The sequence below is a fragment of the Photorhabdus sp. P32 genome (assembly GCF_038085095.1).
In the GTDB taxonomy this organism is placed as follows: Bacteria; Pseudomonadota; Gammaproteobacteria; order Enterobacterales; family Enterobacteriaceae; genus Photorhabdus; species Photorhabdus luminescens.
The window spans coordinates 16,297-36,462 of record NZ_JAZGJN010000250.1; the positions used below are offsets into that span (position 1 = coordinate 16,297).

A 20,166-nucleotide genomic window follows, 5' to 3' on the forward strand; every position below is an offset into this window, starting at 1 on the left:
CTACTTAACGGACAATGCCACGGGTAGAATTTGCCAGAAAATCGCTGAAGATTTTTACCTGCTGATTACCTTCAGCTAACTCAGCAATTTCTTGTTGTGCTTCTTCTAAAGTTTTTCCATTACGATACAAAATCTTGTATGCATTTCTAATTGCGTGCAATGAATCTTTATCAAAACCACGGCGTTTCAGACCTTCGACATTAATGCCAAAAGGTGTGGCATGATTCCCCTGAGCGATAACATATGGCGGAATATCCTGTACCACACCAGAACACCCTCCCACCATAGCATGAGCGCCAATCTGACAAAACTGATGAATCGCACTCATACCACCAATGATGACATAATCACCCAGAGTAACATGCCCTCCTAAAGTACCATTATTAGCAATGACACAACGATCACCGATAATACAGTCATGAGCGACATGGGTATTGATCATCAACAAATTATCATTGCCGATTTTCGTTACACCGCCACCCTGCACAGTGCCACGATGAATGGTGACACTTTCGCGGATACGGTTACGATCACCAATTTCAACCCGGGTTGGTTCACCGTGATATTTCAGGTCCTGATTCATTTCGCCAATAGAAGCAAACTGAAAAATCTGGTTATCACGGCCGATTTTGGTTATTCCATTGATAACAACATGAGACTTCAGCTCTGTACCTTCGCCAATTTCAACCTGTGAACCAATACAACAAAATGGTCCAATACGCACATTGGCGCCAATAACCGCACCCTCTTCTACAATAGCGCTAGGATGTATATAAGCGGTTTCATCAATCATAGATTAAACCTCACGACGGCGAGCACACATCATTTCTGCTTCGCAAGCTACTTCTCCATCGACTTTTGCTACGCCTCTACAACGTGCAACACCTCGACGCTCTTTAATAAATTCTACTTCTAATATCATTTGATCCCCAGGCACTACGGGGCGTTTAAAACGGGCACCATCGATAGCGGCAAAATAATAGAGCTCATTTGGCTCCAGTTTGCCGACGCTCTTAAATGCCAGAATTCCGGTGGCCTGTGCCATAGCTTCAAGGATCAGAACTCCAGGGAAAATAGGTTTGCCGGGAAAATGCCCTTGAAAGAAGGGTTCGTTTAAAGATACATTTTTTACTGCACGTAAGAATTTACCTTCCTCAAAATCAAGAACGCGATCCACTAATAAAAACGGATAACGATGTGGAAGTAGATCTAAAATTTCTTCAATGTGCAGAGTATGATTATCACTCATCTAAATACTCTTCCTGTCAAAAAGGACTAATTGTATTAACGACACGGCCCGCTTAAACCCCAAATCCAGAGTTCCCAGGCAGGCCGCAAAAATAAGACACAACCAAAAATATAGTGCAATTAAATATAGTGCAATTACTCGTTTTCGTCTTCCAGCTTACCCTCAATTGACTTAAGACGTTTACTCATTTCATTGATATTCATGACTAAAGCTGCTGTCTTACGCCAAACTTTATTTGGTTGCGCCGGAATGCCAGAGGAGTATACACCAGGTTCAGTGATGGGACGCATTACCATACTCATTCCCGTGACTGTCACCTTATCACAGATTTCCATATGCCCATTAATTACACTGGCGCCGCCAATCATACAGTAACAACCAATTTTCAGACTACCGGCCATGATCACACCGCCAGCAACCGCCGTATTGTCACCAATGATGACATTATGAGCAATCTGACACTGGTTATCGATAATGACTCCATTGCCAATAATGGTATTATCCAAAGCTCCCCGATCAATCGTCGTACAGGCGCCAATCTCAACCCGGTCACCCATAATGACTGAACCTAATTGAGGAATTTTAACCCACTTACCACGATCATTCGCATAGCCAAAACCATCAGACCCAATCACTGCTCCTGACTGAATCAAACACTGTTCACCCATTTCAACATTATGATAAACAGAGACATTCGCCCAAAGACGACTTCCCGCGCCAATACGCGTATTTTTACCAATAAAGCAACCTGCGCCGATAACAACATTGTCACCAAGAACAACGCCAGATTCGATAACAGCATTGGCTCCGACAGCAACGTTTTTACCCAAAGTCGCCTGAGGTGAAATCACCGCAGAAGGGTGAATATCCTGTGCAGGAATCGGTGTTATATCCATAATCTGAGCCATATAGGCATATGCCAGATAAGGATTGGCGACAACCAACGCCGGAATATTGCAATAAGGAAGATCTGACGCCTGAAGAACGACAGCGGCAGCCTGACATTCACCTAAACGTTCACGGTAACGACTGTCCGACAAAAAAGTGATCTGTTCGCTATTAGCCGAATGCATTGGTGCAATACTGGTGATAACAATATCGCCATCACCATGTAATTGTGCATTCAACTGCTGAGCTAAATCAGCCAATCGAATTGAAGACATCTATTATTTAACCTGTTTCAATACACTTGCAGTAATATTTTTACCAGATACTGAATAAGCAACAGCATTCGCATCAATAACGACATCATAGCCTTCTTTGCCAGCAACGACTTTGATTGCGTCCTGAATACGGCTTAGAATTTTGTTGCGTTCTTCCATCTCGCGGCGACGGTGATCTTGTTCAAAAGCTTGGGCTTTTTTGCCAAATTCTTCACGCTTAGCCATCACCTCTTTTTCCAGATTAGTACGCTCACTGGATTTCATCGTAGAACCGTCACGCTGTAATTTCTGGATTTTGGACTGCAAGTCAGTTTCCATCCGTTGCAGTTCAGATGCGCGGTTTTTAAACTCATTTTCCAACTGCTTCACAACAGCTTCACGGGCAGGCAACTGCTGGAAAATCTCACCGACATTGACAACGGCAATTTTGTCTGCTGCCTGAGCACCAGCAGAGAAAGCTAATGCAATACCAAAGCTTGCTGCACACAACAATTTTTTCACTATAAACTCCTTAAACCACGCTATCTGTAACAGATTGGAAAACTTAGTTAATGCCCTGAAACCTGCGATTTCAGAGCTTGCTCTATCAATAATAAGATAAAAACGCATTATCACCAGGTTTTGCCAATATTAAATTGGAATTGCTCTGATCTATCACCTTCGTAGTCTTTAATCGGCTTAGCATAAGAGAACACTAGCGGACCTAAAGGAGACATCCATTGCAATGCAATACCCGCCGAAACGCGGATATTACCTGGTTTACTATAATCAGGTATACCTTTGCTTTTCATCACCGCAGAATCATTCCAATCGGTATCCCAAACCGTACCTGAATCAATAAAGAATGAAGTTCGGACAGAATTCGAATACTTACTATCAAGGAATGGCGTTGGCGTAATTAACTCAAGGCTGGCTACCGCCATTGCGTTACCACCTACAGCATCACGAGATGGACTCTCTTTCTTAGGCGATCCATCCTTATTCAGGTAAATAGCCTTAGGACCGATATTGTTAGAACGGAAACCACGAACCGTACTGGAGCCGCCTGCATAGAAGTTTTCATAGAATGGCAACTCTTTACCGCCTAATCCATCCCCATACCCTAAACGACTGCGCCCCAAAATCACCCAAGTACGATCATCATTAATTGGATAATAGGCAGAAGTATCAAGAGTCACCTTGTAAAATTCGTTATCGGAACCTGGAATAGTCACTTTACCATTCAGAGTCGATTTCACGCCTGATGTTGGGAAGAAACCACGGTCGAGGTTGTTATATGTCCATCCCATAGTGAGAGCAAAATCATCCGCTTTGAATTCGGCTTTACTTTCAAGATCAGGTTTCTCGCCCATAGACCTCAGATAACGCCACATTGCTACCTGAGGAAGCATTTCAGACAGCGAGTTATGAATATAATTTAAGCCAAAATTCAGGGAGTTATTTTCATTAATCGGGAAACCAAGGAAACCACTTATACCATAGCTTTGGTTAGTGTAGCCGGATAATTCAGCATCATCGGCTCTGAAATCGTTGTAGAATACCCGACCGCCAAGACTCACGCCATTAATCGTGAAGTATGGATCAGTGAAGGAAAGCTCTGCGTAGGTTGAATAATCATTCTTACTGGCATTAATTCCAACAGCGTTACCTGTACCCAACCAGTTATCCTGTTGAGCGCCAATTTGGAAACTAACGCCGCTTTCTGTACCAAAACCAACACCAAAGTTCAAAGAACCGGTATTACGTTCTTTAACTTTATAAACGACATCGACCTGATCAGGGCTGCCTGGTATACGCTGAGTTTCAACATCTACCGTTTCGAAATAACCCAAACGGTTAAGACGCTCTTTACCCAGTTCAACCAAATCACTCCCTAACCATGCTCTTTCCATTTGACGCATTTCACGACGCAGAACGGCATCTTTAGTGGTGTCATTACCAGAAAAACGGATTTTACGGACATAGAAACGGTTACCTGCATCAATATTGACATGCAGTTTTACTGTCTTATCCTGATCATTGATTTCAGGTTGCGTCATCACTCGTGGATAAGCATAACCATAGCGACCAAGCAGGTTTTTGATGTCATTTTCCATTTTAGTCACCTGAGTCCCGTTATACAGAGAACCAGGCTCAATGGCAGCCAGCTTAGTAATTTCTGACTGATAACCCGCCATATTACCGTTCAGATCAATACCCGATATTTTGTATTGATCTCCTTCCGTCATATTTATCGTGACATAAAGACCTTTTTTATCCGGCGTCAAACTAACCTGAGTCGAATCAATGTTGAAACGGGCATAACCGCGATCAAGGTAAAAACTGCGCAACGTTTCAAGGTCGCCAGCCAGTTTTTGTTTCTGATATTTCTGATCAGCAGTCAGGTTCCACCACGGCACATCATCTCTCAATTGGAAACGATTCAATAACTCATCAGAAGAAAATGATTTATTGCCAACAATGTTAATCTGCTGGATTTTTGCCGAAACACCTTCAGCGAAAACCAGTTTTAAATCGATACGGTTACGTGGAAGAGGCGTAACAACCGCTTTTACACTCGCGTTGTATTTACCCACACTGTAATAGAAATCCTCCAATCCTCTTTCGATATTGGACAGCATCGTGCGATCAAGGGCTTCTCCAACCCGAACATGAGATGCCTCAAGGTTCTGTTTCAACATGTCATCTTTCACCGATTTATTGCCGGAGAAAGTGATGCTAGCAATAGTCGGCCGTTCTTTTACCTGAACAATAAGTGTATTGCCATCACGCAGGACACGAACGTCTTCAAAGTTACCAGTAGCAAATAGTGCATGAATGGTACGACCGATATCTTCATCGCTGACCGTATCACCTACGCGAACTGGCATATTCAATAATGCTGCACCTACGGCGACGCGTTGAAGACCTTCAAAGTGAATGTCCTGAACTACGAATCCGTCTGCACCGTATGCAGTGGCGCTGCCGAACAGCAGCGACGCTATGAGTAACTTTTTCATCGCCATCGTTGTAATGCGTCTTCCTAACCAGTCTTCCGCTTTAAAAACGGGAGAAATCATTGAAAAGTGCAAGCCCCATCAATAACACCAGTATCATAGCACCGATGCGATAGCTGAAGTCTTGTACACGCTCGGAAACCGGCCCCCCCTTTATCTTTTCGATAAACAAGAAGAGCAAGTGTCCACCATCTAACACAGGTAATGGGATTAGGTTAATAATCCCAAGATTGACGCTTATTAGCGCCAAAAACATCAAATAATACACTAAGCCGGAATCAGCCGACACCCCCGCCCCTTTGGCAATAGAGATAGGCCCACTCAGGTTGTTAATTTTCACATCACCAACGATCAACTTACCAATCATACTGACAGTTAATCGCATCAGTTGCCAAGTCTTATCTCCTGCCTGATACATGGCAGAAAAAGGCCCGTATTGCTGAACGATTTTATATTCATCGGCTAATGGCGCAATTCGCAGTTCCACGCCGGCAAAACCAACTTTCCTGCCACCGGATTGTTGTCTTACTTCCGGTGTCATAGAGAGAGAAATAATATGACCAGCCCGATCCACGGAAAGTTCCAGCGGGACATTCGGATTATTACTGACAAAGGATGTAAAAGTATGCCACGCATCTATTTCCTGGCTACCGACTTTAACTATCCTATCCCCCTTTTGCAAACCTGCTTTTTCCGCTGCGGAGCCAGGGATAACTTTTTCCACCAGAGAATCCAAATGAGGACCGACAGGCATAATCCCTAGAGACAACACAGGGTCCTGCTTATCAGGATCAAAGCTCCATTGTTGCAAATCCAGAGTTTTCTCTACCGGATGTGATGAACCTGGAGAAATAACCTGAACCGTCATGTTATCGTCACCTATCTTGCCCACCAGAGCAAAACGCACTGAATTCCAATCAAGCGTTTCGATACCATCTACGGATTTTAGTTCCATTCCTGATGAAATATTTGCTTGCGCAGCGATAGAATCTGGTTTGATATCCGCAACAACAGGACGTATTGCCGGCACGCCAATAATAAACACTAACCAATAAACCACAGCCGCCAATAAAAAGTTAGCAATTGGCCCGGCACTGACAACCGCAGCACGCTGACCAAGCGTCTTATTATTGAATGCCATATGACGGTGTTCAGGAGAAACAGGTGAAACACGCTCATCAAGCATTTTCACATATCCCCCCAGTGGAATAAGGGCTACAACATATTCCGTTCCCTGGCGATCCATACGCCGCCATAGCGCTTTACCAAAACCAATGGAGAAACGTTCAACGTGAATACCACACTTCCTGGCTACCCAAAAATGACCAAACTCATGCACAGTGATCAATATGCCTAGCGCAATAATAAAAGCCGCCAGATTCCAGAGAATTCCCATCATATTTTTTAAACGCCGTCAAACAGAGAGATCAAAACACCAGCAATATCATGCCGGCAAAAACAGGGATCGCAGCAGTCAGACTATCAATGCGATCCATAACACCGCCATGTCCCGGAATTAGCTGGCTGCTATCCTTAATACCTGATTCACGTTTGAACATACTCTCAGTCAAATCGCCAAATACAGAAGCGATAACAACAATAGCAGAACACAACATAAGTTTTTCAGGCATTGCAGGTACTGGAGCATATTTCCCAAACAGCCATGAAATAATGGCCGCTGTCATTAACCCCCCGATTAATCCTTCCAGCGTTTTTCCCGGAGAAACTTTCGGCGCCATTTTACGTTTACCTAAAGTGCGTCCGAAGAGATAAGCACCGGAATCCGCTCCCCATACCAGCAACATGACATACAGTAACCACCATGCGCCATAATATGAATTATCACAATATCCCTGAGTCCGTAAGACCATCATTCCACAGTAAAACGGCACTAACGTCAGGACGCCAAACAAAAGGCGCAATAAAATGGATTTCTTCCAAATTGCAGCGGAAGAAGGATAGGTAACAACCAGAAGCGTCGCGACAATCCACCAAATCATTCCCCCCCATAGGATAAAAGTGATTTGCGGTTGTCCAATCAAATCAGTGAAATCTGGCAGAGTATACTGTAGGGCTAATAAACCAATAGCAAACAGAGCTGCCAAAGTAGCCCGTTTCTTTTGGCTAAATAAGCCGGCGAATTGCCCCCATTCCCATGCAGCAAGGGCTGAAACAGCGATAATAACCAGCCCAAACGCTACTGGCGGCAGCAAAAACAGAGCGGCAATCACAAGAGGGATTAATATCACAGCCGTTATAAGGCGGTACTTCAACAAGAGTTCCTCCTATGATCCCGCATCGGCATCGTCTGGTATTGTTCCGCCAAACCGGCGTTCTCTTTTGGCAAAGGCATTAATTGCACCTTCAAAAACGGTTTCATCAAAATCAGGCCAGAGTATATCGGTAAAATAGAATTCTGCATAAGCTATCTGCCATAACAGAAAATTACTGATACGATGCTCACCTCCGGTTCTGATGACTAAATCAACCTGAGGCTGCTGGCTTAGATTCATATAATTATTAACTAATTCTTCAGTAATATCCTGTGGCTCAAGGGAATTATCTTTAATCTGCTGAGCAATTTTCTGAACACTTTGAACAATATCCCAACGACCACCATAATTTGCAGCAATATTAAGTTGCAGCCCCGTATTATTAGCAGTCAACTTAACTGAGCGACAGATACGATCCCGTAAACGCTCACTGAACCGGCTGATATCGCCAATAACAGATAATCTAATATTATGCTTATGTAAACTTTTGACTTCGCTATCTAGCGCAAAAATAAATAATTCCATTAAAGAACTGACTTCTTGCTCCGGCCGATTCCAGTTTTCACTACTGAAAGCGTATAGCGTCAGTGACTCAATTTTATGTTTAGCCGAGAAACTCACCGCACTCCGTACCGCTTTAATCCCCGCACGATGACCAAAGGCTCTTAATTTCCCTCGTTTCTTTGCCCAACGGCCATTACCATCCATAATAATAGCAACATGTTTAGGTAATAATGACGATAAATCGTTCTGATGATGATTGCTGGATAATATCACTCAATTAATCCTTTACTGGTCAGGGTAATTCTCTTACAAGTTCAGGCATCTCAAACATAAAAAAGCCGTGTCTGGTATCCACGGCTTGGGTAAAAGCCTAATTATCTGGAAGAGAACTTCCAAAATCTGGACCGTTAATTATATCAACCAACAGTTATACGCAAACTATACCACCAGGTAAAAATGCGGACAAATACCCATTTGCCAATCAAAGACTATCTGATAAATGAACGAATAGTCTTCATAGCCAAATCTCTTGCGAGATTATCAATCTGTAAGACTTCCTCAATGCTCTGAGGTTCCGGTAAATTTAATTTTTCTACAACCTGCCGGTTTATAATTGCAATATCTGTGAAAGAGATTCCATTTTGTAAAAAAATCTTAACGATTTCTTCATTCGCTGCATTCAAGGCCGTCGTTGCCGCCTGACCTGCATGGCAAGCTTCAATAGCCAGTTTCAAACATGGATACCGTTCATAATCTGGTTTCGAAAACGTCAATGTACCTAAAGAATAAAAATCAAGAGGTTCAACACCAGAAGCAATACGATTTGGGTACGCCATTGCATAGGCAATAGGTGTACACATATCCGGCGTTCCTAATTGAGCAATAACGCTGCCATCCTGATAACGGACCATAGAGTGAATAACCGATTGAGGATGGATTACCACTTCCATTTCCGCAGCAGATGCATTGAACAGGCAACATGCCTCAATATATTCCAAGCCCTTATTCATCATTGTCGCAGAATCTACCGAGATCTTACGCCCCATCGACCAATTCGGATGAGCGCAAGCCTGATCCGGCGTAACAAAAGCCAATTGCTCCAAAGGGGTATGACGAAAAGGCCCGCCAGATCCTGTCAGAATGATATTAGCAATTCCATGTTGTTTTAGCTCTATGTGTCCAAGGCTGCGCTGTATTACCTCAGGTAAACTCTGGAAAATAGCATTATGTTCACTATCAATAGGTAATAATTGAGCATTATGTTTCGCTACCGCATCCATAAAGAACCGACCGCTAGTGATCAGCGACTCTTTATTAGCCAGTAAAATCTGTTTACCCGCCCGGATGGCAGCTAACGTCGGCAATAAACCAGCAACACCAACAATCCCTGACATAACCTGATCAACATCATTCAAAGCAGCCAAATCACACGCAGACTGTTCGCCGAAAAATACTTCGGTTTTACAACCTTGTTCAATGAGCAACTGACGCAACTCTTTTGCGGAAACTTCATCCGCCATTGCAGCATATTGAGGCCGAAATTCCAGACATTGCTCAGCCATAACCTGAATATTTTTTCCAGCGGCCAGCGCTGTAACTTTAAATTTATCAGGATTATTGCGAACTACAGTAAGTGTACTTTTGCCTACGGAACCTGTGGAACCAAGGATGGTCAACCTTTTCATACTGATGCTCTGAACTGTTCTATTTGATGTATATTGATACTTATCTGATTTGCCGAGCTATGAATGCCCATGACGTCAGAGAAATGCCGAATAAAAAATAGCGCCGCACGATAGCAGCGCTTGATGTATCTCATAAAAGAGATTAGAACTCCATCAGTTCTTCTTCTTTCTTCGTTAAAGCTTCATCAACTTTTTTGATGAAGTTATCCGTCAGCTTTTGAATATCATCCTGCGCGCGACGTTCATCATCTTCACTGATCTCTTTGTCTTTCAACAGCGCTTTGATTTTGTCATTAGCATCACGACGAATATTACGCACAGAGACACGCCCCTGCTCAGCTTCGCCACGAACCACCTTAATCAAATCTTTACGGCGCTCTTCTGTCAATGGAGGCAAAGGAACACGGATTGTTGTCCCCGCAGAAGATGGATTCAGCCCTAAATCAGAAGCCATGATTGCCTTTTCAATCGCCGGCGTCATAGTACGATCAAATACCGTGATAGCCAGGGTACGTGCATCCTCAGCAACGACGTTAGCAAGCTGACGCAAAGGCGTTGGCGTACCATAATACTCAACAGTGAGGCCATCCAGCAGACTAGGAGAAGCTCGGCCAGTACGAACCTTGCTAATTTGGTTTTTAAGTGCTTCGACGCTCTTTTCCATACGGTCTTGTGCGTCTTTTTTGATTTCATTAATCACGTTACAAACCCTTGGGAACTGGTTGTTTTCAAGCCATAAGTCATTATGACCATGTTTGTTAAATTTGGCGTATCAGGCGACTCATCATACCGCCAAACATCTCTGGTGTCTTTGCACATTACTCATGGGAAATCAGGGTACCTTCATTTTCCCCCATCACCACACGACGCAACGCCCCCGGCTTATTCATGTTAAATACGCGAATGGGTAAGCTATGATCACGAGCCAGAGTGAATGCCGCCAAATCCATCACTTTCAATTCACGCTCTAACACCTGCTGATAAGAGAGCCTATCAAACAATACCGCTTCTGAATCTTTAGCCGGATCAGCCGAGTAAACACCATCTACTTTAGTTGCTTTTAACACAACATCTGCTTCAATCTCAATACCGCGCAAACACGCTGCCGAATCTGTAGTAAAGAACGGATTGCCGGTACCCGCAGAGAAAATAACAACACGACCATGACGTAACAAACTAATCGCTTCTGCCCAACTATAGTTATCGCAAACGCCATTTAAAGGAATGGCAGACATTAGACGGGCGTTCACATAGGCGCGGTGTAATGCATCCCGCATTGCCAGACCATTCATCACTGTTGCCAACATGCCCATGTGGTCGCCGACTACACGGTTCATTCCTGCTTCTGCCAAGCCAGCGCCACGAAACAGATTACCACCGCCAATGACGACACCGACCTGTATGCCCAACTCAACCAGTTCTTTGATCTCCTGAGCCATACGATCTAAAACGCTGGCGTCTATACCAAAACCTTCTGCGCCTTGCAGGGCTTCTCCACTAAGTTTAAGCAGGATACGCTGATATACGGGTTTTGCATTGGTTGCCATGATGTTCTGTCCTAAGCAGAAAAGTATATTGGGGATTTACATACATCCGGGTCATTCTGACCAGATGCAAAAACTCAACACCTACTGAAATAGGCGGTTTAGATTAGATAAAACAGAACCGCCATTTGGCGGCCCTGTTTGTAAAAATTAAGACTATTTACTCATTGCAGCAACTTCTGCTGCGAAATCAGTCTCAACTTTCTCAATACCTTCACCCACTTCATAACGGATGAAGCTAGTCACTTTAGCATTGTTTTCTTTCAACAGATCGCCAACTGTTTTGCTTGGGTCCATCACAAAATTCTGACCTGTCAGAGAGATCTCGCCGGTGAATTTATTCATACGGCCAGAAACCATTTTCTCTGCGATTTCACGTGGCTTACCAGACTGCATTGCGATATCCAGTTGGATTTGGTGCTCACGCTCAACAACATCAGCAGGTACATCGCTTGGGTTAACATATTCTGGCTTACTTGCAGCGATGTGCATAGCTACATGCTTAATCAGCTCTTCATTAGCGCCTTCTGCCGCAACCAGAACACCGATACGCGCACCATGCAGGTAAGTACCCAGTTGTTCGCCTTCTAATACAGAAACGCGACGAATGTTGATGTTTTCACCGATTTTAGCAACCAGTGCAGTACGCTGCTCTTCGAACTTAGCTTTCAGCGTTTCAACATCAGAGATTTTATCAGCCAATACTGCTGCCATAACTTCTTTACCGAAAGCGATAAAGCCAGCATCTTTAGCAACGAAGTCAGTTTCACAGTTCAGTTCAACCAAAGCGCCGAATTTGCCATCAGCAGCCACTTCCGCCAGGATGATACCTTCAGCAGCAACACGGCCAGCTTTCTTAGCCGCTTTCGCCTGACCTGATTTACGCATGTTGTCAATCGCTAATTCGATATCGCCATTAGCTTCAACCAGCGCTTTTTTACATTCCATCATACCTGCGCCAGTACGCTCACGCAGTTCTTTTACCAAAGCAGCGGTAATTCCAGACATTTGTTTTATTCCTCGATGTATCCCGCAGGAAGAGAGTATTCCGCATGGATAGTTCTTATATTAGATACGTAAAAGGGGGCCATAACAGGCCCCCCTAACCAATATATTTCAATACCTGGTTAATAAGGGCTCAATAATGAGCTTGCCTTATTATTCAGCTTCTACAAAGCTTTCTTCTGCCTGAACAGCCAGATCTTGAGAACGACCTTCACGAACAGCAGTAGCAACAGCACCTAGATACAGTTTTACTGCACGAATTGCGTCATCGTTACCAGGGATGATGAAATCAACGCCATCTGGATCAGAGTTAGTATCAACAACAGCAAATACTGGGATACCCAGGTTATTTGCTTCTTTGATAGCAATGTGTTCATGTTCAGCATCGATAACAAACAGAGCGTCAGGTAAGCCGCCCATATCCTTGATACCGCCCAGACTATTTTCTAACTTACCAAGTTCACGAGAACGAATTAACGCTTCTTTCTTGGTCAGTTTGTCAAAAGTACCGTCCTGAGACTGTGCTTCTAAATCTTTCAAACGTTTGATGGACTGACGAACGGTTTTCCAGTTAGTCAACATACCACCTAACCAACGGTGATTAACGAAGTATTGATCACAGCTCTGAGCTGCTTCTTTAACCGCTTCGCTCGCAGCACGCTTAGTACCAACAAACAGAATTTTGCCTTTGTGTGAAGCAATCTTGTTCAGTTCAGCTAACGCATCATTGAACATTGGAACAGTTTTTTCCAGGTTGATGATATGCACTTTGTTGCGAGCGCCAAAGATGAATGGTTTCATTTTTGGGTTCCAGTAACGAGTCTGGTGACCGAAGTGAACGCCCGCTTGCAGCATATCGCGCATGGAAACAGTTGCCATTGTAAACCTCTGTAAAATATTAAGTTGGGGTTATGCCTCCACGAGCCCCATAACACCGACTCCTTAGCTGCATATTCTGCATGAGAGCACCCCGGTGTATGTGCCGACCCGTGTGTGTTATTACACAGTGAGTATATTTAACGTCACTCTGTTTTGCCTCAGCGGCAAATACACAGAACGCCGGCGCGCTTTATATCACAAACCCACCTAAGACACCAACTTTTGTTGTCATTTTCTGATAGCTCAATGTGAAAAGAAAGGCGGGGTTACGAAAGGTATTCTTGATAGACGAAAAGGTAACGAGGGAAATAGGGCCGCCAACTGTTATTGGCAGATATTCTGTAGGCTGATACCATTAGTTCAATAATTTTTTCCTTGTTGAAAAACATACAACCAGCAGATTCGCTGGCATTGAATGGACAAGTTTCATGGCAATCTCAATTAAAACCTCTAAAGATATTGAAAAAATGCGCGTCGCCGGTCGACTGGCGGCAGAAGTGTTGGAAATTATTGAACCTTACGTCAAACCCGGTGTAACAACAGGTGAATTAGATCGTATCTGTCACGATCACATTACCAATAAACAACAAGCTGTCTCTGCCTGCCTTGGTTATCACGGTTTCCCAAAATCCGTTTGTATTTCTGTTAATGACGTCGTGTGTCATGGTATCCCAAGTGATGATAAGGCATTGAAAGATGGCGATATTGTCAATATCGATGTGACTGTCATCAAAGAGGGCTTCCACGGTGATACATCAAAAATGTTCATAGTTGGTAAACCAACCATTCAGGGTGAACGCCTATGCCGTATCACTCAGGAAAGCCTCTATCTGGCCTTGAAAATGGTGAAACCCGGTATTCGTCTGCGTACCCTTGGGAGAGCCATCCAACAATTTGTCGAGGCCAAAGATTTTTCTGTGGTCCGTGAATATTGCGGTCACGGCATCGGCGAAGGTTTCCATGAGGAACCGCAAGTACTGCACTATGATGCCGATGATGGCGGTGTTGTTCTGCAAAAAGGCATGGCTTTCACTATTGAACCAATGGTTAACACCGGTGACTACCGCATCCGTACCATGAAAGACGGCTGGACCGTAAAAACGAAGGACCGCAGCCTGTCCGCTCAGTATGAACACACCATTGTTGTTACTGATAATGGTTGTGAAATCATGACATTGCGTAAAGAAGAAGAGCCAATACTTTCCGCAGTCTTGGTAAATGAATAACTAAAACAGCAAACTACGAAGCCTTGCTGAAATCATACAAGGCTTCCATCTCTTCTCCGCAATATCCCCCTGTTCAACACCCTACTTTCTCAGTAATCTGGCCGTTATGATTCGCCTTTCTCATAGGTTTATACTTATGTCAGCAGATATCGCCACAATTCAGGCCCCTATCCCCCCTCTTTCTCCCGCTGATTTTTCTGGTGAAGATCTTCGCTACCCCGTGTTGAAACAGCACCTTGAAGAATTTCAGCTTTGGCTGGAACATGCCTTTAAAGCGGGTATTTCCGCAGAAGCCTTAATTTCTGCACGCAGTGATTACATAGACCAATTGTTACAACGATTATGGTATGCCTACGGATTTGATAAAATTTCATCACTTTCATTGATTGCCGTCGGCGGATATGGCCGGCGGGAACTGCATCCACTATCTGATATTGACGTATTGATACTCAGCGCACAACCGCTCACACCGCCTCAAGCTCAGAATGTTGGACAATTTATCACTTTACTATGGGATATCCGACTGGAAGTCGGCCACAGCGTCCGCACACTTGAAGAATGTTTGCTGGAAGGGCTGTCAGATCTGACTATTGCGACGAATTTAATCGAATCACGGTTAATTTGTGGCGATCCATCCATTTTTCTTCGATTACAGCAACATACCTTCAGTGATGGTTTTTGGCCTTCCACTGACTTCTTTGATGCTAAAATTGTCGAACAACACGAACGCCATCAGCGCTATCACAGCACCAGTTATAATCTGGAACCTGATATCAAAAGCAGCCCCGGAGGGTTGCGAGACATTCATACCTTACTGTGGGTTGCCCGCCGCCATTTTGGCGCAACCTCCATAGATGAAATGGTCGACTTTGGTTTCCTAACAGCAGAAGAGCGTAATGAATTAAATGAATGCCAAAGTTTCCTCTGGCGTATCCGCTTTGCTCTTCATCTGATTGTCAATCGTTATGATAACCGTCTGTTATTTGATCGCCAGTTCAGTATTGCTCAATTATTAGGTTATCAGGGAGAGCGTAATCAACCAGTCGAACGAATGATGAAAGATTTCTACCGGATGACACGCCGTGTTAGTGAACTCAACAATATGCTACTGCAACTGTTTGATGAAGCTATTCTGGCATTAGAAACCAATGAAAAATCTCGCCCACTGGATAGCGAATTCCAGCTACGGGGACAACTTATTGATCTCATTGATGAAACCTTATTTATCAAAGAACCCGCAGCTATTATGCGGATGTTTTATCTCATGGCAGAACATGAGGAAGTTCAAGGCATTTATTCTACTACATTACGCCACCTTCGTTATGCACGCCGCAATCTATCTCAGCCATTGTGTGAATTACCGGAGGCTCGCCAAATCTTTATGGATATCCTACGTCACCCAAGGGCGGTTGAAAGCGCATTTATCCCCATGCATCGTCACAGTGTTCTTGGCGCTTATACACCGCTTTGGGGCAATATCGTCGGTCAGATGCAGTTTGATCTGTTTCATGCCTATACCGTCGATGAACATACCATCCGCGTATTGAGAAAGCTGGAAAGTTTTGCCGATGAGAATAATCGTGCAGCCCATCCACTCTGTGTTGAGTTATATCCTCGCCTGCCTCAACCTGAACTTCTACGTCTTGCTGCGCTATTTCATGATATCGCCAAAGGGCGTACTGGCGACCATTCTGAACTTGGCGCTGACGATGCGCTAGCGTTTTCACTGCAACATGGGCTTAACTCACGAGAAGCTGATTTGGTAGCCTGGCTGGTTCGTCATCATCTGTTAATGTCAGTCACAGCTCAACGGCGAGATATTCAAGATCCAGAAATCATCAAGCAATTTACCCATGACATCCTCAATGAAACCCGATTACGCTATTTGATCTGCCTGACAGTCGCTGATATCTGCGCCACCAACATTAACCTATGGAATAGTTGGAAGCAGAGCTTGTTACGGGAACTCTATTTCTCTACAGAAAATCAACTACGACAGGGAAATACGCCAGATTTTCGGGAACGCATCCGTCACAACCGTTTTCAGGCGCTTGCTCTGTTGCGTCAGGATAATATTAACGAGCAGAAACTCCATCAGCTTTGGAGTCGTTGTCATGCAGATTATTTCCTTCGTCATACGCCAAAACAACTCGCCTGGCACGCTCGCCACCTAGTGCAACATGATTCTCAAGAGTCACTGATACTGATAAGTACTAAGCCAACTCGCGGCGGTACAGAAATTTTTATCTGGAGCGTAGATCGTCCTTCCCTGTTTGCGGCGGTTGTCGGCGAACTGGATAGACGCAACCTAAGTGTTCATAATGCTCAGATATTTACCAATCGTGATGGTATGACAATGGACACTTTCTTGGTATTGGAACCCAATGGTCATCCTTTAGCATCGGATCGCCACGAAATAATACGTAACGCACTTTTACAAGTTGTTCTAGATCCCCATACCAAGACACCGAAAACACGAAAATTGCCAACCAAACTGCGCCACTTCAACGTACCAACAAAAGTGACCTTCTTACCTACCCATAATGAACGACGCACCTATATGGAATTATTTGCCTTGGATCAACCGGGATTACTGGCAAGAGTCGGTAATATTTTTGCCGAAATGGGCGTTTCACTACATGGCGCACATATCACCACCATCGGTGAACGTGTCGAAGACTTTTTTGTTCTGGCAGATAAGGACCACAAAGCCTTGAATAAAAAAGTCAGAGAAGAATTATCAGAAAGGTTGACAGCAACCCTAAATCCAAAGGATAAAATATAACTGAATATCAGCCCATGATTCGGACGACAACCAAGGAACCGACGCAATGCAGCAATTACAATCCATTATCGAAAATGCTTTTGAAAACCGCGCAACGCTTACTCCAGCAACAGTCAACCACGAAACACGTGATGCAGTTACTCAAGTCATCAATCTGCTGGATAGTGGAAAATTGCGCGTTGCAGAGAAAATTGACGGTCAGTGGATCACGCATCAATGGCTAAAAATGGCGGTACTGCTCTCTTTCCGTATTAATGAAAACCGGATTATCGATGGCGCAGAAAGCCGTTATTTCGATAAAGTTCCGATGAAATTCTCTGACTATGATCAGGCAAGATTTGAAAAAGAGGGCTTTCGCGTAGTACCTCCTGCGACAGCACGTCAAGGGGTCTTTATTGCCCGTAACTGCGTACTGATGCCTTCCTATGTCAACATCGGCGCTTACGTTGATGAAGGAACAATGGTAGATACCTGGGCAACAGTCGGCTCCTGTGCCCAAATTGGTAAAAACGTCCATTTATCCGGTGGTGTCGGCATCGGCGGCGTATTAGAACCATTGCAAGCTAACCCGACCATCATTGAAGACAACTGCTTCATTGGCGCCCGTTCTGAAATTGTAGAAGGTGTCATTGTCGAAGAGGGTTCAGTGATTTCAATGGGCGTCTATATCGGTCAAAGCACCAAAATCTATGATCGTGAAACTGGCGAAATCCATTATGGTCGCGTCCCTGCGGGTTCTGTTGTTGTCTCTGGCAACCTCCCATCAAAAGATGGTAGTTATAGCCTGTATTGTGCTGTCATTGTCAAAAAAGTGGATGCCAAAACACGAGGAAAAGTGGGCATTAATGAACTACTTAGATCGATAGATTAAACTTTAAAATAGCGGATAATAAATAAGTCCGCTATTTTTTTGCTTTTTATCATCATTACCGACCTCAGTCAGTGTTATTAATATAAGGAGTTTGAACGCGGGCAACGTGCACAACCTGGAACGGATACAGCGTACATAAGACGTTTGAGCACGACCCACATTCAAAATAACGTATAAAATAACCTACTGGGAAAAATACCCTTAAGGTGGTGCCATGTACGATAACTTAAAGAGTCTGGGGATCACATACCCCGAAGAAATTGACCGCTATAGTCTGCGTCAGGAAGCTAACAACGATATTCTGAAAATCTATTTCCGCAAGGATAAAGGTGAATTCTTTGCCAAAAGTGTGAAATTCAAATATCCGCGTCAACGTAAGACTGTAACTGCAAACAATACAGAGCAAGGATACAAAGAGATCAACGAAATCAACACTAACCTGCGTTATGTGATTGAAGAGTTGGATCAAATTTGCAAACGAGATCAAGCAGAAGTCGATTTGAAACACAAAATTCTTGATGACTTACGTCATCTTGAACATGTCGTTGCCAACAAGATTGCCGAGATTGAAGCCGATCTGGAAAAACTAACCCGTAAATAAAACGGTTCTATTAATTACACCGCTTATATCCTATCCGGTATAAGCGGTGTATTTCGATTATTCAACTAATCCTCCCCACTGTTTAATCCAAGACTGAGCAAAAACTTCCGGTTCAGCTTCTTCCACCGCATCTACCATCAGAACTTCGCCGATTCTTATTGCCCCTTGCTCTTGTAGTAATTCATCAAAAGTACGCCCGCCGCCACAGAAGCTCTCATAACTACTATCTCCCAAAGCGATCACGCCATAGCGTAATTCTGGCTGATAACCCAATTCATCTCGCAAAGCATAATAAAGCGGCCGAATATTATCAGGTAAATCCCCTTGCCCAGTCGTTGAAGTAATAACTAAAACCGTGTTATCAAGATAGGATTGCCACTGTTCCAACTCCCCTTCTTCAAATACTTCTATATCATGACCTTGTTGTTCAAGGATCTGCTGTGCTTCTTCTGCAACAGCAAGCGCGTTACCGTAAACAGTACCAACAAAAATACCAATCTTCGCCATAATTTATTATCTCTTCAAAGGAATTATCAGTTATCCTCGCTGGCAACAGCAGAAAACTCAACCCTTCCCAAATCAGGGATAATTACCTTTACCAGCTAAGCCATCTCATCAAAACAAATATTGCCACTATTAAGTTCATTCTGTCATGTAAACAGCACTAATGACTAATCATATATCTAATAAACTAATTACGAACAGACGTAGCGATCAATAACTGTAGTTATTTTACATAAAACGGTAATAGGTAATCATCAAAAACCTCGTTTTCTGTGACAACCAAAATCAAGTAACAGAAGTTAAGTCGTCTTAAATCAAGTTATTCAGCCAATAATAATTCAATGTTAAAATCACTTTTTTAAACGACTTTAGTTGATAATATTGATATTAATATGAAAAATGACCATATCCTTTTTTTCAAGATCAACAATAGTATTATGAAATTAATAGAACGGCACAAATAAGCACTAAGTAAAGGAAAATCATCACTATGTTTAACAATAGAGCTGTTGTGCTGAGTATACTATTAAGTGCCGCAAATATCACCGGTTCATCTGGACTGATGATCTGGGTAGATACCATGCTTAAAGATGGAGGTATGATTTTAGACGCTTATATTCCTGTTTTTTCCTATTTATTGGGGTTATCTCTGGGATGCATGACCATATCCTTTCTTATTCAAAAAATGAATATTAATTTTTTTGAAAAAAATATTTTTGGATTCTTTTTATTATTGGCAACTACAAACTGCATTCTCTTTGCAAGAGAAATAATACTTATTCCTGTTTGGTTGGATGCTCTACATAGAATATTATGGGGGGTAATAAGTGGATTTATTGTCATAATGGGAAGAAATATTCTTATACCCGTCATCTTTCAAG

General features: G+C 43.4%; 19 protein-coding genes. 5 read left to right on the forward strand and 14 right to left on the reverse strand.

The features are described from left to right. Positions 1 to 4: 4 nt before the first annotated feature. The 13 genes from lpxA to rpsB form a co-directional block, all read right to left on the reverse strand. Positions 5 to 793 carry an acyl-ACP--UDP-N-acetylglucosamine O-acyltransferase gene (gene lpxA, locus V2H77_RS09430; RefSeq protein ID WP_341498592.1) on the reverse strand — a complete coding sequence of 263 codons (789 nt, stop codon included), beginning with the start codon at positions 791 to 793 and terminating at the stop codon, positions 5 to 7. 3 nt (positions 794 to 796) lie between these two features. Beyond that, entirely contained in the window at positions 797 to 1,249 is a 453-nt protein-coding gene (gene fabZ, locus V2H77_RS09435; protein WP_265378640.1) for a 3-hydroxyacyl-ACP dehydratase FabZ, read from the reverse strand. Positions 1,250 to 1,383: 134 nt separating this feature from the next. After that, positions 1,384 to 2,412, reverse strand: a complete 1,029-nt coding sequence (gene lpxD / locus V2H77_RS09440; RefSeq protein ID WP_341498593.1) for a UDP-3-O-(3-hydroxymyristoyl)glucosamine N-acyltransferase — start codon at positions 2,410 to 2,412, stop codon at positions 1,384 to 1,386. Positions 2,413 to 2,415: 3 nt separating this feature from the next. Then, the gene (skp, locus tag V2H77_RS09445; RefSeq protein ID WP_341498594.1) at positions 2,416 to 2,913 is read right to left on the reverse strand and encodes a molecular chaperone Skp; all 498 of its coding nucleotides are present in this window, start codon (positions 2,911 to 2,913) and stop codon (positions 2,416 to 2,418) included. Positions 2,914 to 3,023: 110 nt separating this feature from the next. After that, positions 3,024 to 5,417 carry an outer membrane protein assembly factor BamA gene (bamA, locus tag V2H77_RS09450; protein WP_341498603.1) on the reverse strand — a complete coding sequence of 798 codons (2,394 nt, stop codon included), beginning with the start codon at positions 5,415 to 5,417 and terminating at the stop codon, positions 3,024 to 3,026. A 34-nt stretch (positions 5,418 to 5,451) separates the two neighbouring features. Beyond that, a complete protein-coding gene (rseP, locus tag V2H77_RS09455) occupies positions 5,452 to 6,807 on the reverse strand; it encodes a sigma E protease regulator RseP (protein ID WP_341498595.1) in 1,356 nt (451 codons plus the stop codon). A gap of 28 nt (positions 6,808 to 6,835) precedes the next feature. Further along, a complete protein-coding gene (cdsA, locus tag V2H77_RS09460; protein ID WP_341498596.1) occupies positions 6,836 to 7,684 on the reverse strand; it encodes a phosphatidate cytidylyltransferase in 849 nt (282 codons plus the stop codon). Positions 7,685 to 7,693: 9 nt separating this feature from the next. Continuing rightward, positions 7,694 to 8,389: a (2E,6E)-farnesyl-diphosphate-specific ditrans,polycis-undecaprenyl-diphosphate synthase gene (ispU, locus tag V2H77_RS09465; RefSeq protein WP_445935474.1), complete on the reverse strand. Its 696-nt coding sequence runs from the start codon at positions 8,387 to 8,389 to the stop codon at positions 7,694 to 7,696. Between the two features lie 284 nt (positions 8,390 to 8,673). Then, positions 8,674 to 9,870, reverse strand: coding sequence for a 1-deoxy-D-xylulose-5-phosphate reductoisomerase (ispC, locus tag V2H77_RS09470; protein WP_341498597.1), 1,197 nt, complete (start codon positions 9,868 to 9,870; stop codon positions 8,674 to 8,676). Between the two features lie 142 nt (positions 9,871 to 10,012). Next, positions 10,013 to 10,570 (reverse strand): ribosome recycling factor, encoded by a 558-nt coding sequence (gene frr, locus V2H77_RS09475; RefSeq protein ID WP_049583679.1) that lies wholly within the window; start codon positions 10,568 to 10,570, stop codon positions 10,013 to 10,015. 118 nt (positions 10,571 to 10,688) lie between these two features. Beyond that, a complete protein-coding gene (gene pyrH / locus V2H77_RS09480; RefSeq protein ID WP_049583680.1) occupies positions 10,689 to 11,417 on the reverse strand; it encodes a UMP kinase in 729 nt (242 codons plus the stop codon). A gap of 153 nt (positions 11,418 to 11,570) precedes the next feature. Further along, complete coding sequence (gene tsf, locus V2H77_RS09485; protein WP_265378646.1) at positions 11,571 to 12,422, reverse strand: translation elongation factor Ts; 852 nt, start codon at positions 12,420 to 12,422, stop codon at positions 11,571 to 11,573. Between the two features lie 150 nt (positions 12,423 to 12,572). Next, positions 12,573 to 13,298, reverse strand: a complete 726-nt coding sequence (rpsB, locus tag V2H77_RS09490; protein WP_088373931.1) for a 30S ribosomal protein S2 — start codon at positions 13,296 to 13,298, stop codon at positions 12,573 to 12,575. A gap of 428 nt (positions 13,299 to 13,726) precedes the next feature. Between rpsB and map the strand changes: the two genes are divergently transcribed. The 4 genes from map (at position 13,727) to V2H77_RS09510 (ending at position 18,781) form a co-directional block, all read left to right on the forward strand. After that, a complete protein-coding gene (gene map / locus V2H77_RS09495; RefSeq protein WP_341498598.1) occupies positions 13,727 to 14,524 on the forward strand; it encodes a type I methionyl aminopeptidase in 798 nt (265 codons plus the stop codon). Between the two features lie 136 nt (positions 14,525 to 14,660). Continuing rightward, positions 14,661 to 17,309 (forward strand): bifunctional uridylyltransferase/uridylyl-removing protein GlnD, encoded by a 2,649-nt coding sequence (gene glnD, locus V2H77_RS09500; RefSeq protein ID WP_341498599.1) that lies wholly within the window; start codon positions 14,661 to 14,663, stop codon positions 17,307 to 17,309. Between the two features lie 46 nt (positions 17,310 to 17,355). After that, positions 17,356 to 18,180 (forward strand): 2,3,4,5-tetrahydropyridine-2,6-dicarboxylate N-succinyltransferase, encoded by an 825-nt coding sequence (gene dapD, locus V2H77_RS09505; protein WP_341498600.1) that lies wholly within the window; start codon positions 17,356 to 17,358, stop codon positions 18,178 to 18,180. A 214-nt stretch (positions 18,181 to 18,394) separates the two neighbouring features. Beyond that, the gene (locus V2H77_RS09510; RefSeq protein ID WP_036781518.1) at positions 18,395 to 18,781 is read left to right on the forward strand and encodes a DUF3461 family protein; all 387 of its coding nucleotides are present in this window, start codon (positions 18,395 to 18,397) and stop codon (positions 18,779 to 18,781) included. A gap of 57 nt (positions 18,782 to 18,838) precedes the next feature. Here V2H77_RS09510 and V2H77_RS09515 read toward each other — a convergent pair whose 3' ends face one another. Then, the gene (locus V2H77_RS09515) at positions 18,839 to 19,288 is read right to left on the reverse strand and encodes a flavodoxin (RefSeq protein WP_341498601.1); all 450 of its coding nucleotides are present in this window, start codon (positions 19,286 to 19,288) and stop codon (positions 18,839 to 18,841) included. Positions 19,289 to 19,775: 487 nt separating this feature from the next. Here V2H77_RS09515 and V2H77_RS09520 point away from each other — a divergent pair. Then, positions 19,776 to 20,166: hypothetical protein (locus V2H77_RS09520; protein WP_341498602.1), on the forward strand; the 391-nt coding region annotated here is incomplete at its 3' end.

Excerpts from the sequence above, each read along its gene's own strand:
- lpxA (WP_341498592.1), bottom strand. The coding sequence starts at position 793 with ATGATTGATGAAACCGCTTATATACATCCTAGCGCTATTGTAGAAGAG.
- fabZ (WP_265378640.1), bottom strand. The coding sequence starts at position 1,249 with ATGAGTGATAATCATACTCTGCACATTGAAGAAATTTTAGATCTACTT.
- lpxD (WP_341498593.1), bottom strand. The coding sequence starts at position 2,412 with ATGTCTTCAATTCGATTGGCTGATTTAGCTCAGCAGTTGAATGCACAA.
- bamA (WP_341498603.1), bottom strand. The coding sequence starts at position 5,417 with ATGGCGATGAAAAAGTTACTCATAGCGTCGCTGCTGTTCGGCAGCGCC.
- rseP (WP_341498595.1), bottom strand. The coding sequence starts at position 6,807 with ATGATGGGAATTCTCTGGAATCTGGCGGCTTTTATTATTGCGCTAGGC.
- ispU (WP_445935474.1), bottom strand. The coding sequence starts at position 8,389 with ATGGATGGTAATGGCCGTTGGGCAAAGAAACGAGGGAAATTAAGAGCC.
- ispC (WP_341498597.1), bottom strand. The coding sequence starts at position 9,870 with ATGAAAAGGTTGACCATCCTTGGTTCCACAGGTTCCGTAGGCAAAAGT.
- pyrH (WP_049583680.1), bottom strand. The coding sequence starts at position 11,417 with ATGGCAACCAATGCAAAACCCGTATATCAGCGTATCCTGCTTAAACTT.
- tsf (WP_265378646.1), bottom strand. The coding sequence starts at position 12,422 with ATGTCTGGAATTACCGCTGCTTTGGTAAAAGAACTGCGTGAGCGTACT.
- rpsB (WP_088373931.1), bottom strand. The coding sequence starts at position 13,298 with ATGGCAACTGTTTCCATGCGCGATATGCTGCAAGCGGGCGTTCACTTC.
- map (WP_341498598.1), top strand. The coding sequence starts at position 13,727 with ATGGCAATCTCAATTAAAACCTCTAAAGATATTGAAAAAATGCGCGTC.
- glnD (WP_341498599.1), top strand. The coding sequence starts at position 14,661 with ATGTCAGCAGATATCGCCACAATTCAGGCCCCTATCCCCCCTCTTTCT.
- dapD (WP_341498600.1), top strand. The coding sequence starts at position 17,356 with ATGCAGCAATTACAATCCATTATCGAAAATGCTTTTGAAAACCGCGCA.
- V2H77_RS09510 (WP_036781518.1), top strand. The coding sequence starts at position 18,395 with ATGTACGATAACTTAAAGAGTCTGGGGATCACATACCCCGAAGAAATT.
- V2H77_RS09515 (WP_341498601.1), bottom strand. The coding sequence starts at position 19,288 with ATGGCGAAGATTGGTATTTTTGTTGGTACTGTTTACGGTAACGCGCTT.